The 15,066-nt window shown below is 36.5% G+C and carries 8 protein-coding genes; all 8 read left to right on the top strand.

Annotated features, from left to right (window positions below; translation table 11 throughout):
• Positions 1-33: 33 nt before the first annotated feature.
• Positions 34-1,770, top strand: a complete 1,737-nt coding sequence (locus EMN46_RS12585) for an alpha-L-fucosidase (RefSeq protein WP_229130362.1) — start codon at positions 34-36, stop codon at positions 1,768-1,770.
• Positions 1,771-1,824: 54 nt separating this feature from the next.
• Positions 1,825-5,301, top strand: coding sequence for a hypothetical protein (locus EMN46_RS12590; protein WP_154201169.1), 3,477 nt, complete (start codon positions 1,825-1,827; stop codon positions 5,299-5,301).
• A gap of 111 nt (positions 5,302-5,412) precedes the next feature.
• On the top strand, positions 5,413-6,366 hold the full coding sequence (locus EMN46_RS12595) for a family 43 glycosylhydrolase (RefSeq protein ID WP_195715264.1): 954 nt from the start codon (positions 5,413-5,415) through the stop codon (positions 6,364-6,366).
• 19 nt (positions 6,367-6,385) lie between these two features.
• Positions 6,386-7,609, top strand: coding sequence for a S9 family peptidase (locus tag EMN46_RS12600; protein ID WP_154201171.1), 1,224 nt, complete (start codon positions 6,386-6,388; stop codon positions 7,607-7,609).
• A gap of 115 nt (positions 7,610-7,724) precedes the next feature.
• A complete protein-coding gene (locus EMN46_RS12605) occupies positions 7,725-9,116 on the top strand; it encodes a right-handed parallel beta-helix repeat-containing protein (RefSeq protein ID WP_154201172.1) in 1,392 nt (463 codons plus the stop codon).
• A 17-nt stretch (positions 9,117-9,133) separates the two neighbouring features.
• Positions 9,134-10,768: a sialate O-acetylesterase gene (locus tag EMN46_RS12610; RefSeq protein ID WP_229130363.1), complete on the top strand. Its 1,635-nt coding sequence runs from the start codon at positions 9,134-9,136 to the stop codon at positions 10,766-10,768.
• A gap of 305 nt (positions 10,769-11,073) precedes the next feature.
• Positions 11,074-13,047, top strand: coding sequence for a glycoside hydrolase family 97 protein (locus EMN46_RS12615; RefSeq protein ID WP_154201173.1), 1,974 nt, complete (start codon positions 11,074-11,076; stop codon positions 13,045-13,047).
• 545 nt (positions 13,048-13,592) lie between these two features.
• Positions 13,593-15,044 carry a sulfatase-like hydrolase/transferase gene (locus tag EMN46_RS12620; RefSeq protein WP_154201174.1) on the top strand — a complete coding sequence of 484 codons (1,452 nt, stop codon included), beginning with the start codon at positions 13,593-13,595 and terminating at the stop codon, positions 15,042-15,044.
• The last annotated feature ends 22 nt before the right edge of the window (positions 15,045-15,066 follow it).

Here is a 15,066-nt window from a genome sequence, read left to right on the forward strand (position 1 = left end):
GAAAAGGAACCAATACCTGATTATCAAATAACTATGAAAACTAATTTAATAGCAATTTTATTTTTGATGATGACTCTTGCTTCTTGTAGTAAGAAGGCAACATCGGATGTTAGACAAATAACCGACGAAGAACGCATGGAATGGTGGCAAGATGCCCGATTTGGTATGTTTATTCATTGGGGCGTTTTTTCTGTTCCAGCTGGTTTTTACAAAGGAGTGGCACAAACAAATAGTGGTGAGTGGATTATGAATAAAGGCAAAATTCCAATTGCCGAGTATGAAAAATTTGCCAAAGAGTTCAATCCAACGGACTTCGATGCGAAAGCTTTTGTTGGCTTGGCAAAAGAAGCCGGAATGAAATACATCGTTATTACTGCCAAACATCACGATGGCTTTTCGATGTTTCATTCTAAATGTAATCCATTCAATATTGTAGATGCTACACCTTTTAAACGCGATGTATTAAAAGAGCTATCTGTAGAGTGTCAGAAACAAGGTATTCGTTTCGGTTTTTATTATTCTCAGGCTCAAGACTGGAATCATCCTGGTGGCATAGGCAATACTTGGGATAAAACGATAAAACGAGTTAGTAGTGAGAAATATATTCTTGAAAAAGCACTGCCTGAGGTCAATCAACTTTTAACAGAATACGGACCAATCTCTATTTTTTGGTGGGATACTCCGCGTGATATGGGAAAAGAAGTGGTTGATAGCTTGTATCGAGTAACGACTGCACTACAACCTGCCATTATTACCAACGATCGATTAGGTGAAGAATATCCTGGCGATCATAAAACTTACGAGCGTAGAATTCCATACAGAGCACCCAAAGATAAATATTGGGAAGAATGTATGCCAATAAGAGGCAGTTGGGGACATCGTAGCGATGATCGTAATTATAAATCGAAAACAACTCTAATTCATAATTTGGTTGATATTGCGAGTAAGGGCGGAAATTATTTATTAAATGTGGGTCCAACAGCGCAAGGTACTTTGTTACCCGAGACGGTTGAACGTTTAAAATATATGGGACAGTGGATGAAGCGGAACAGCGAATCGATTTATGGTACACAAGCTAGTCCTTGCACACAACCTGAGTGGGGACGTGTAACAATGAAAACAAATGACAATGAGGCAACTCTTTATTTGAATGTATTTAAATGGGTAGATGGTGGCAATATTGTTGTGGATTTAAAAAATAATGTGAAATCATGTTATTTGTTGGAAGACAATAACAGAACCTTTGTTACTGAATCATCTGAAGATGGTATTGTGCTTAAACTTACTGGGGAAGCTAGAGATACGGTATCTACTGTTGTGGTATTAAAGCTTGCTGGTTTGCCTAGTCGATTGCCTCTTAAAGAAATTGGACAAGATGATAAAGGCAATATTACCTTGCTGGCAGAAAGAGCAGAATTTCAAAGTCTAGATGCACCAGGTGCAGAATACGACGTTGAATTCAATTGCATTGGTTCATGGAATCATGAAAAAGCCAAGGTTTATTGGACTTTCAATGTGAAAGAAGCAGGTGTTTTTACTATTGAATCTGGATATACTGCAGAAAAAAAATCAAAATTCACATTGAGTCTGGCAGGACAATCAGGTGATGTGACTCTTGCCCCAACAAAAAGCAAAAAAAGATTCAAAAAATTGAATATGGGTGAATTTACGATTTCGAAAGCAGGTGAATATACTCTTTCAATTAAACCTGTTATTGGAGAATGGAATCCAGTATTACTTCAAAATATTCAATTGAATAGAGCGAAATAAATCGAAGGTGTAAGTGATATGGCACCACAATAAAATATGATTAAATAGGATAAAATGAAGGGAATTATATTAGTTGTTGCTCTTTTATTATCAGGAATAGTAAATGCACAACTCAAAACAGAGGTTGGAAATCGTAATTTTTCCGATTGGAAAGGAATATCAAAAGTAAAAAACGAAGTAGCTACTTTTAAAAATGCTACAGTTATATCTTATGAATATTCGAATTGTAATCGGGTATATCCTGGTTTAATGCGCGATTTTTATGGCGATGCTGCTGATTTGAGCATTTATTCGGGAGTAAGCTTCGAGCTATTCTTGAAAACAGAGACAATAGCTGATGTTACCCTAGTTTTAAAAGTAGATTCACTTGATTTTAATGAGTTAAATCCTGTGAATACTGCTAAGCTCTGTGTTAGTGGTCAAGGTTGGCAAAAAATCTATATTCCTTGGGACTTGCTCGATGTGAATGTTGGTCAACGTGGCAATATGCTTCAGGCAATCAAGAAGCTTGAAGTTTCTGTAAAATCAAAAAATAATTCAACCTATCAAATTCAAAAAGTACAGCTTACAAAAGGAGAATTTATCTCTGCAGATGCTAAAGTATTTGGTCGTTCGGCAAAGGGTGGCGAAAGTGTAAGTTATGAGTTTGAAGTAGGTAATACTACGGATACAAAGCAAGGAGTGCAACTTAAATTGGAAACTTTGGGTTGGGAATCAATGGAAGTTGTTATTAGACCTACAAACTTTGAACTAGCTCCCAATGAAACAAAAGTTTGTAAGCTGGAAGTAAGTATTCCTTCTTCTTTACCTGAAGGAATTCGCGAAAAGCAAACTGTGAAAATTATTCCTAACGGGAAAGGTTCTTCTGTACAGACTTTGGTGTTTACAACTGCAGTAAAGGTTCCAAGTCCTAATATTGTTTTTACTGCTGATAAATGGCAAGATGTTAAAGATAAAATCGCAAACTACGATTGGGCGAAAGAGGCTTTAGCTGAATATGAAAAAATAGCTCAAAACTGGGAAGTTCCAGAGGGGAATAAAGCGGTTCTAAATAAACAGATTTTTAATAAAGGTGAAGGCGATAGAATGTACGAGTGTGGTATTGCCTGGCAATTAACAGGGAATAAACTTTACGTTAAAAAAGCTTTAAAACTCTTGCGAAGATTAACGAGTCTTGAAAATGGATATCCTGTGACTCTTCACGGTGGTGGTGATTCATTCGTTGCCGAGGGTGTGTTTTTTCAGGGTGTTGCCCGTTCGTATGATATGATTCGAGATTGCGATTTACTTACTGATAAGGATCATCAATTAATTGAAAATACATTTAGAATTTTCATCGACAGGACTATCAAAGCAAATACACGTGGGGGAATTAGCAACTGGAATGTGGCTGAAATTACTGGCGCTTTGTATTGTGCATTAGCCCTTCAAGATTGGAATTCCATTGAGTGGTTGTTAGAATCTCCAACAGGTATCTATAAACAAATTGCTCATGGTGTGATGAGTGATGGTTGGTGGTACGAATGTGCTGTTGGTTATAACTTGTGGGTAGCCAGTGAGTTTTCTGAAATTGCCATTGCCTTGCAGCCTTGGGGTATCAATATGAAAGATATGCGCATTCCTATTGGAACTACGTCTTATTTTTCATTAAACCCAAGTCGAAGAGTGGGTGGATTACATGGAATGCAATTTATGAAATGGGGTACAATTCAAAATAATAACATAGGGATTAAAGACATGTGGGATGCGGTTATTCCATTTCTTGATTATCGTGGTGTTTTGCCTGCAGTAAACGATGCCAAAGAAGATATGGTGACCGGTAAACCTTATGAATTGGCTTATTACTTATATGGTGACTCTGAATATGCAGCTGTAATCAACAGAGGTACAAAAAGAGATTTATTGTATGGTGTCCCTGATTTGCCAAATGTTACTTCTGAAAAAATGAAACAATCAGCTTATGCTGATAATATTGGTTTGGTTCAACTTCGTTCTCAAGCCAAAGGAAGAGAACAAAAAGATCAAATTCAAGCTGCCTTGCATTACGGTTCTCATGGTGGCCATCATGGTCATTTCGATAGAACAAACTTTATTAGTATGATGCGATATGGTCGAAGTTTCTACAATCCTGAAATGTATTGGTATGGATATGCTTCGTATCTGTATAAATTTTTGGTGCAAACTTCCATCAATAAAAACATGGTTGTTGTCGATCAGAAAATGCAGGAACCCAAAGAGAGTTTCAAAACTCTTTTCTATACGGGTGATATGATGCAGGCTACAGCTGTTGAAACCAATACTCGTTGGAGTTATCCTCCTTACGGTGGTATGATTTATTCGAGTCAACACGATATCGACTTTCCTGAAAAAATGTGGTTAGATGGTAAAACTATTGAAATACCTGAAGATCGACCAGAATATGGTCTGTGTACGGAATATACTGAGCCTGTTTTGCAACGACGCCTAATGATTATGATGGACGATTATGTGATTTTAGCTGATTATTTAAAGGCAGACAAGGAACATACTTTTGATTGGTTGATGCAAATAAAAGGTTTTAAAGGCATTACTGCTGATCAAAAAGAGTATTTGCGTCACGATAATCAAATGAGTACGGATCCACTTGGAAGCGCTCAATTTATTATCGATTGCGATTGGTACAAAACTTCAGGAACTTCAAGAGCTAGCTTTGTAACCCGTTGGGGAGAAGGTGCTGATAATGCAGGTGCACGCATGCCTTTTAGTGAAGATGGTGAATTGAAGATGGATATTTTTAATGCGTGGCCAAAACAAAACGAAGTGATGATTGGAACAGTTCCCGAAAGCTTTCGAGTGAGTAAGCAGTTGTGGTATTCAGTAAAAGCCGATGATAAAACCATATTGAACGACAGTACGGGTGCTTGGATTTTAGGGAGCCAGCAAATTAAGCTTGATGTAAGAGGTAAAAAGACATTGGTTTTAACAACAAAAGCACCAGGTCGTAAGTGGAATAATACCATTTTCTGGGGCGATGCAAAAATAATTTTAAAAGATGGTTCCGAAGTATTTGTTTCATCTCTACCGGTAAAATACAAGAATGTTGAAATGCCTAAAACCAAAGGGCTTGATTATTACGATGGACCCATTAAAATTGCCGGTGAACTAATGGAAAATTCAACTCCGGCTAATCCAGAAAACACCAACGAGGAAGCAGTTATTACTGTTGATTTATCGGGTATTGAAGCGGTAAGCTTTAAAGCTAAATTAGGTGGTGATTTTCCAATGGGAGACGAAACTCAGCGTAGAAAAACGATGGCCGTTCGTAGCAAAGGAAAAGAGGCTCGTTATTTATCGGTTATTGAGCCTTACGAAACAGAATCAGTAATAAAATCTGTAACAGCTAAAAGTGCGAATGAATTAGTTGTTGAATTGCTTGACGGAAGAATTCAAGAAATCGCAATATCTGAAATGGAAGGTGATGGTACACAAATAAAAGTATCTGTAAAAGAAATTATTGATGGTAAGCTTGTTCGTGAAGAGCAAACAAAGTAAGTATACAATTTACATTTTTTTTGGATTTGGTCTATTTAAAATAGAGTGCAAAAGCCAGTCTGATCTGTTGAACTTATGCATATTACATATGATACTTTAAAGATAAAACTTATGAAATCTAGATACTTATTTTTGATACTGTTAATGTGTATGCTTGTTCAATGGACTTGGGCTCAAAATCCAATTTTAAAGAATAGCGATTCTAACTTTTTATATGTTGCCGATCCTGCAGCGGAGGTTTATAATGGTAAGGTGTATGTTTACTGCTCTCACGATGTGGATACAGCGGTAAACTACAGTGCTATGCAGGATTATGTGGTTCTGGAGTCGGAAGATATGCTTAATTGGACAAATCACGGCGTCGTTATAAAACCTCGCGAATACTCATGGGCTAATGGGCAAATGAATGCGCCAGATGTAGCCTATAAAGACGCTTGGTATTATTTCTATTTCCCATATAATAAAACACAGATTGGTGTAGCAAAGAGTCGCACCCCAATTGGACCATGGGAAGAAGCGGTTACAGATAAAATAACGACCATTTTTGATCCTACTGTATTTATTGATGATGACGGTCAGGCTTATATTTATGGTAGCGATACCAAGATGAATATTGGCGATAAAGGTCGTCATGTTATGGGAGCAAAGCTTAAAGATAATATGCTGGAATTAGATGGGCCATGGCACAGGTTAAGTGAGGAAACTGTTGCAGAAGCAGTTCATTGCTTTAAACGCGATGGTAAATATTATTTTATGGGACGTAAAGGGTGGAGAACAAGCTATTGGATGGCTGATTCGCCTCTGCCAACCGAAAAGTACGCAGTGTTTAAAGGTTATATTACAAAGAATCAGATAGACGCTCCAACCCATATGTCAGCCATTGAATTTAAAGATCAATGGTATTTCTTCTATCAACGAGGTGATGTGAATGATGGAACTTTTTACCGCCGTTCAGCTTGTTACGAAAAAATGGAATTCAACGCAGATGGTAGCATCAAACCCATAGAGTTTACTTTAGATAAAGGAGTAATTGTGAATGAACCAGTAACACCGATAAAACATTAAATAAATAATTTATTTGGTCATGATGATTGTAGTATTTAAGAAAGTAAGAACGTTTTTAATTTTCGTGCTATTAAATGTAATAGTGATTAATGGATATGGACAAAAAATTGGTCCTTGGAATTTAAATGATCTAAATGAGGTTCCAAAATGGGAAAAAACCTTAAAAGCTCAGAAAGAAGGAATGACTGGAATTTTGTACGAGTCACTTCCGAACAAAGGGAATAAAGTTCAAGTTTTTGCTTATTACAATGCTCCTAAAGGCAATATGCCCAAAGCTGGTTGGCCCGCTGTTGTATGCGTACATGGTGGAGGAGGAACCGCTTTTAATGAATGGGTAAAAAAGTGGAATGACCATGGTTATGCTGCTATTAGTATGGATTTAGAAGGACATTACCCGATTAAAGACACTATAGAAGGAAAGTTGCAACGAGTACCAACAGAAAATCCGGGTATTGCCCGTGTAGGTACGTTTATGGATTTTGATTTACCGATTAAAGAACAATGGTATTACAATGCTGTAGCACATATTATTTTGGCGAACTCGCTGATTCGTTCATTTCCTGAAGTAGATGCCAACAAAATTGGAATTACGGGAATTAGCTGGGGTGGTAACTTAACAAGTACAGTAATGGGTGTTGACAGTCGCTTTAAGTTTGCTATTCCTGTTTATGGTTGTGGTTTTTTACCTGAGGCCGATGGAGCACAAGGAGATGCCATAAAGCCAGGAAAACACACCGCGGTTGTTTATGAAAATTATGATGGTTCGGCCTATTTTAAGAATGTTAGCATTCCTACATTTTGGTTAAATGGAACCAACGATAGGCATTTTTCAATGCTCTCCACACTAAAGTCATCGCAATCGGTTAAAGGTCCGGCTACGCTTCGATACAAGAAAGAAATGCCACATGGACATAAAGTAGGCTGGAAACCAGAAGAAATTTATGCATTTGCCAATAGTGTTGTAAAAAATGAAGTTCCATTAATACATTTTGATAAGCCAGTAGTTAAAAAGAACAACATTACTGTAGCAATAAAAACTGCTAAGGAAGTTACTAAAGTCGAATTATTGTACACCAAAGATTTAGGTGCTTGGAATAAACGAAAATGGGAAGTTTCTGAAGCAAGATTAGAAAAGAAAAAAATAAAAGCAATTATTCCTGCAGGGGCAACAACAGTTTATTTGACTGCTAGCGATGAGGATGGTTTTATGGTGACTTCTGAGTTTGTAGTAATAAACCAATGATTCTACGATTGTGTGAAGTACACTTAAAGGAAAATACAAGAAGAGCTCAAATAACTTAAAATGAGATTTATTGGGACTTCTGTATAATACATATAAAAACAGACAATTTAATCCTATGAAAAATACTAAAACGATTCTTCGTTTAATAATCTTTTTATTGGTGATCAGCACATCATGCCAAGCTCAGATGGGTAATATTTCGGATAGTCAAGACAACTTTATTATTGTTGATAAGCTTTCTGATTTTATTGAATATGCTGGTAAAAACAATGTGAAAGTAAAGTTAAAAGAAGGATCTTATCAGGTTGACAATGCCACATGCATTCGCTTTATTCAGATAACAGGTAATAATTCACATTATGATTTGAATGGCGTTCGGTTTATGGTGGATACAAAGTTATTTAGTAGAACCGATCTTACGAATAGTAAGGATGGAAATTCATTGTATTGCGCTATCGAAATATCAGGACATAATACAAGCTTAGAAGGTTTGTATATAGAAACATACGGAGAGCAGTATGGTCGACAAAGTAAAAATAAAATGTTTAATATAGTTGGCGATAGAGTTACTCTTAAGAATGTAGAGATACGAACAGCAGGTTCTAGTCCGTGGGGATATGGCTATTTATATGGTATTGGTAGAGGTAGTAATGTGCGTAAAATGAATGGCATTCGCGTTAGTTATCCAGCCAAAAATGTAAAATTAGTGGGCTGTAAGGTGCACATGCGTGCAATGGGTCATGCCATATTTATACAAGGTGCTGAAAATACTATAATCGAAGATTGCCATGTGGATGGTTTACTTCGTACCACTGATGCTATTTTGGCAGAAACTTCGGGCTTTTGCTTTGATAAGAATTTTTATGCCGGCAAAGGAGGCTATATTGAAGGAACTACAGTGGGTGATGATGGGAAAATTCTTCCAGGAGAAATAATTTCCTTAAGTGAAGATGGCATACGTATCTATCCGAAATATAATAAGCATTCAACTAAAAATACAACAATTGAAAATTGTACTGTTTTTCAAATGCGTAGAGGCATTTGTACAGGACTTGGTGCATCGGCTGATAAGGTGATTAATTGCCAAGTAACGAGCTGTGTAGCTACTGGTTTTAATGTGGGCAATGCCGATACTTTAATCAACTGCAGTGCTGATGCCAAATATGCCGAGGCATTTTGTGTGCCTTATCTAAATGCAAAAAATGCTTATGTCGAAATGGAAATTTTGGATAGTAGAAATGGTATTGCAAATAGTTTGTTGGCAAAAATAAATGGAACAGGGCATTGTGTGAATATTAAAACTTCCAATCCTGATTTTATACCTGAAAAAATGGAGATAAAGCTTTCAACCAAAGAAGGCTATGGAAATTTCAATAAAAATTCAATTCCAAAATCAACTGATATTCAGTTGAATAACGATACAAAAGCCAATGTTCTCCTTTTACAAGGGGCTAAGAATGTTAAAGTAGAAAGTGAAGGAGAAGTTGTGGAGTTAAATAATAATTAATATAAAACTAATTGTAAATGAGAACAATAGTCTTAGTTGTTTTTGGGTTGATGCTTTCAAGCATCTGTATGGCAATGGAATTATCAATGCCTAGTATCTTTGCTGATCATATGGTTTTGCAACGTGGTCAAAATGTACCTGTGTGGGGAATAACTGAAGCTGGTGCGATGGTCGAAGTTTCCTTTGGGGAACAAAAAAAGACGGTAAAAGCAGACGCTAATGGAGTTTGGCGAATTGATTTGAATGCTATGCTAGCTTCTGCACAATCGCGTGTTATGACCATCTCTGCTCAACTTAATGGAGACAATACCGAATTAAATATATCTGATGTATTAGTGGGTGAGGTTTGGCTTGCAGGTGGACAATCGAACATGTATCGTCCATTCAGAATGTTGACAGGGAAAGCAACTGATCCAAAATACGAACCAGTAGCTGAGTATCTCAGGAAAGAAAGAGATACAGCCAACGACTCATTATTTCGACAGTATAGAGCAGGTAAAGATTTTAGTGTTCTAGAAGAAAAAAATCAAGGGAGAGGTACGTGGTCAAAAGCAGTTAGTGGTTCAGTAAATGAGTTTTGTGGTACGGCTTATTTCTTCGCTAGAGAATTACGTCGTGAATTAGGTGTGCCAGTGGCAATAATAGCTTGTAATCTTGGTGGCACTAAAATAGAGCCTTGGATACCGATGAGTTCATATCAGAAAAACGATACGCTTAAAGCTTTTTACAAAAATGAAATTGATGCCTATAATGAAAATCTAGCTTCCTGGAATCAGGAAAATGTAGACAAGGAGTTTGAACAAGAGATGGCCAAATGGAGTGTTAAAGCAGAAGAGGCCAAACAAAAAGGTAAAAATGAACCCAGAAGACCTAGAAAGCTTGAACATCCCGACAGAAATAAACAAACTGCTTCAACTTTGTATAATGCAATGATTCATCCTATTGCACCATTTGCAGTTAAAGGAGCTATCTGGTACCAGGGCGAGAGCAATGGAAACAATTTACCCGAACAATATGCTATGCGTCTTTCTGCTATGATTGATGGCTGGAGAAAAGCATGGGGACAGAAAGAGTTCTTTTTTGATTATTGTCAGTTAGCATCTTATAAGGATGTAAATTCAGAGCCACTTGATGAAACAGATGGTTGGGTTATTGTTCAAAACCAGATGCGACTTGCGCTTGAGGTACCAAGTACGGGAATGGCGGTATTAAACGATATTGGTGAAGCAAACGATATTCATCCTAAAAATAAGCTGGATACAGGCAAACGACTTTCTTTATGGGCACTTAGTCAAGCCTACGGGAAGAATATTGTGTATAGCGGGCCTTTATATAAAGATTCTAAAATAAAGGGCAATAAAATACTCATAACATTCGATCATGTTGGGTCTGGTTTAATGGTAGGAAAAAAGCACTTGATGGAGTCTACTGTGGAGGTGGATGAGCCATTAAAACGTTTCCAGATTTGTGGTAAGGATGGACAATGGTTTTGGGCAGAGGCAAAGATTATTGGTAAAAACAAAGTAAAGGTTTGGCATCCGAAAATTGCAAATCCAGTGGAAGTACGTTATGCTTGGTCTCCAAATCCTGAAGGTGCAAATCTATATAATAAAGAAGGATTACCAACATCGCTCTTCAAAACCTCTGATTAACAAAACTGGTTTTGTCATTAGTCGAGTTTGTTTCTTCAGTTAATGTAAGATGTGAATTTATGTTTTATAATAAGTGACTTATGGATTATGGTATTTGTTCAATAAGGATTTTTTATTTCGATTGAATTATTCTGTGCAACAGGCTCACTATTTTTTGGGATTTATATTAGATGTACATGTACGTTCTTTATTTACTTTAGCTTTCTCATTTCATGAGATGAGAACATCCCTTCATCGTATGTATATATTATAGTTTCGAATGTAGGTTAAAGATTAGTGTTAACGAAAAAGAATAAATTCCGGTTATGAAACTCTACTTAAATTTAATAATAGCATCATTGCTAATGATGGCTTGCAATAAGCAAAATACAATTGAGATAAAATCCTTGGACGGCAATCAGATATTAACTGTTATGCCAACGAGTGAAAAAGGAATTGAATTCTCGGTTTATCACAATGGAAAACAAGTTATTCTACCTTCTACGATTGAATTGAAATCAAAAGATATTGATTTTAGAAAGGCTTTTAAACTTGTTAAGGTGGAGGAGTCAACAGTTAATAATGAGTGGACCACTGATTTAGGCGAACGAAGTACAATTCCTGATAACTATAATCAGGTAAAAGTATATCTGGAAAGTAAATCTGCTAAACTCAATCTTATTTGCCGTGCTTACAACGAAGGAGTGGCTTTTGCCTATGAAATACCAGAGCAAAATAATTTTAAAAAGATAAGTCTAGATGATGAGCTTATCAACTATCAGTTTGCCGAAAATTATTCGGTATGGTCCACACCCAAAAGAGAAGCTAGAGTTTTAACAGCACAAGGAGAATATCGTAAAATTCCTTTATCGGAATTAGAAGAGGGTTGCGAGCGTCCATTGGTAATTGAAATTGCAGAAGATGTAAAGATTGCTTTGGCAGAGGCTAAATTGGTAGATTATGCTCGTTTAAGTTTTAAAGCGAGTAAAGAGTTCGAATTCGGAATAACTTCTAGTCTCGATGGAAAGTTGGGAGCACTAAAACAAGATACCATTACCGGAGCTTTGGAAGGACAATGGAGTCTACACTCTAAAATTGTAAAAGCGCTTCCTTTTCAATCGCCATGGCGAGTAGTAATGATAGCAGAAGATCATGGAAAATTATTAGAAAATAACTATTTGATTCAGAACTTAAATGATCCTTGTGCCATTAAAGATGTTTCGTGGATTACACCTGGAAAAGTTCTTCGAGAAGGGACTTTAACAACTAAAGGAGCTTATTCCGCCATTGATTTTGTTGCTTCACACAACATGCAATACGTTCATTTTGATGCAGGATGGTATGGAAATGAAATGGATGATAGTTCTGACGCAACGACTATTACTCTTGACACTAAACGTTCAAAGGGTCCTTTTGATATAGAATCAATTTGCAAGTATGCCAAAGAAAAAGGCGTTAAGGTGATGTTATATGTCAACCGTCGTTCTCTTGAAAAACAACTGGATGAGGTGTTGCCTTTATTTGAAAAATGGGGCATCGCAGGTATCAAGTATGGTTTTGTGCGTGTTGGCGATCAGGATGCAACAGCATGGTTACATGAGGCGATTAAAAAAACAGCCAAATATAAAATGATAATGGATGTTCACGATGAATATCGACCAACAGGATTTTCCAGAACTTACCCTAATTTCTTGACTCAAGAAGGTATTGGGGGGGATGAAACTACAGTTACCAATGCTCAAACTTTAATCCATATGTTTACTCGTACTTTGGCAGGAGCTTCGGATAATACTGTTTGCTACTACAATTCGCGAGTTGAGAAAATGGGTTCTCATGCCTCTCAATTGGCTAAAACAGTTTGCATCTTTAGTCCACTTCAATTTTTATACTGGTACGATAGTGCACCTATGGCACCGATTAAAGGAGATGCACTTTGGGGAGATACAAAGTACATTGGGAACGAACCTGAGTTGGAATTTTTTAATGATGTACCAACAACTTGGGATGAAACTAGAGTCTTAGAATGTAAAATAGGAGAATTAGGCGTAATAGCACGTCGAAAAGGGAATGATTGGTTTATTGGTGGTATTAACGGTGAGAAAGCCAATAAAGTAAAAATTGACTTTTCATTTTTAAAAGAAGGAGCCAAATACTCTTCAAAAATATATACCGATGATGAGGCGGTTAAAACCCGAACACGTGTGAAGATTGAGGAAAAACAATTGAATTCAAAAAGTTCAATGGAGTTGAATTTAAAAGCCAATAATGGTTTTGCAATGCATATTGAACAGGAGAATTAGGATTTATTATTCTAAAAAGATGGTTCTTAAGTATTACAGATCGTATACTTTAATAAGTGTGAGAATAGTGAGTAAAGGCGGAGTCCTGACATCAAGTTAAGGATTCTGCTTTTTGTTTGATCCAATATGCAACATTCTGCCTATATTTTGAACTGTTTTTTTGATTTTCAGAACCTGTTTTTTGTTAATTTTCTGCTCTATTATAAGGATGATTGGTGATAGAGATATTTTGGATTTTAAAACTGATGAACAAAATAAAATATTGTTTTCTGAATCGGAAACGTTGAAGTAAATCGAAATAACAAATAGAGAAAGAAATACATTTTTCTAGGCTTTGCCGAAGGAACCTTTTACTCTAAAATAATTAGATTAAGCTCTATTTATATATCCTGTTTCACTAAAAATAATTTAAAAGTACAATGCCAATTATATCGAAGCACTTATTATTAGGCTTGTTTTATTTGTGGCATTAAGGGTGAGAAAGCCAATAATGGTTTTAAGAATGCATATTGAATTGGAGAATTAGAAAATTATAACTTACTATTATGAAATTATCTGTATTTAAAGTATTTATCGTTTTAATTGTGGCGATAACTTTTGTTGGTTGCAAGGAGGAACCGAAACAACCAAATTTTTTATTTGTTCTGGTCGATGATCAATCTCCATTCGATCTAAATCTTTACGATTCTGCATCCATTCTTGAAACGCCGAATATTGATAAATTAGCAAAGGGAGGAATGGTTTTTGAAAGTGCCCGTAATATGGGTTCAATGAATGGAGCTGTTTGTACTCCTTCTCGCCATATGATTATGAGCGGACGTACTGTATGGCACTTACCACCAAGTGCCGAGTTTCAGAAACAAACCGGTCCAAATCCTATTGATGATCAAACCATTGGTGCTGTTTTTAATAGAGCCGGCTACAAAACGATGCGAACCTGTAAAAAAGGAAATTCGTATCCTGGTGCTAACAAACAATTTACTGTGGTTCACGACAAAACAAATAGAGGTGGAACTGAACAAACTGGAAGTGCTTGGCATTCAAAGCAGGTATTAAACTATCTTAATGAAAGAGAAAGTACAAAGACTACTGATCCATTTTTCATTTATTTCGGATTCTCACATCCACACGATACTCGTAATGGAACACCTGAATTGCTAGCTAAATATGGAGCTACAAACCACAAAGATCCAAACAGTTTGCCAGCAGCCAATCCGAAACAACCAGAATTGCAAGACAATTACCTTCCTAAGCATCCATTTTTTCATGGACATCCAAATTTACGTGATGAAGAGCGTGTAAGTGGAGTATGGAAAAATAGAGATGAACGAACAATCAGAAATGAGCTAGGACGAGAATATGCTTGCGACGAAAATATCGATATCCAAATAGGTAAAGTATTAAAGAAGCTAGAAGAAATGGGTGAGTTGGATAATACTTACATCATTTATACTGCCGATCATGGTATTGCCATTGGACGACATGGTTTAGTGGGAAAGCAAAATTTATATGAGCACACATGGAGAGTCCCATTTATTGTAAATGGCCCTGGAATTAAAGCGGGAACGCGTGTAGAAGGAAATATATATTTATTGGATGTATTACCTACTTTATGCGATTTGGCAGGTATAGAAATACCTGAAACAGTAGAAGGTAAAAGCTTTAAGCCCGTTTTAGAGGGCAAGGAAAATACCATTAGAGACGTAATGTATGGTGTGTATTGCGGAGGAACAAAACCAGGAATGCGTACCGTTAAAAAAGGCGATTGGAAGTTGATTAAATATGATGTAATGGATGGTGCTATTCACGAAACACAGCTATTTAATTTAGCCGAAAATCCTAATGAGTATTTACCTGAACATGGTAAAACTGAAGAAATGGAAACTAATTTGGCTACTAATCCAAAATATGCCGATAAATTAAAAGAAATGGAAGCTTTGTTGTTAGAGCAAATGGAAGCGAACGACGATCCTTATCGTTTGTGGAATCAGAAATAATTGTGTTTATAGGAGTATCAAA

Origin of the sequence: Ancylomarina sp. 16SWW S1-10-2, from assembly GCF_009669305.1 — a bacterium.
GTDB lineage: Bacteria > Bacteroidota > Bacteroidia > Bacteroidales > Marinifilaceae > Ancylomarina.